Annotated in this window: 1 protein-coding gene; it reads left to right on the top strand. The window is 42.9% G+C overall.

Features of this window, described 5'->3' with window-relative positions; genetic code table 11:
- Positions 1–203: hypothetical protein (locus tag Q0842_RS16360; RefSeq protein ID WP_298500600.1), on the top strand; the 203-nt coding region annotated here is incomplete at both ends.

Raw genomic sequence — 203 nt, 5'->3', positions numbered from 1 at the left:
CAACCAGCAGAACCAGCGACAGCTTGTTATGAAACAGCAACATTTAATACTACATCATGTATGTGGGAAGTAACAGGATCTCAACCAGCAGAACCAGCGACAGCTTGTTATGAAACAGCAACATTTAATACTACATCATGTATGTGGGAAGTAACAGGTTCTCAACCAGCAGAACCAGCGACAGCTTGTTATGAAACAGCGAC

Origin of the sequence: uncultured Algibacter sp., assembly GCF_947495675.1 — a bacterium.
Taxonomy (GTDB): Bacteria; Bacteroidota; Bacteroidia; order Flavobacteriales; family Flavobacteriaceae; genus Algibacter_B.
Note: the sequence above shows the minus strand (reverse complement) of the source record. Positions and strands in the feature narration are given on the sequence as shown.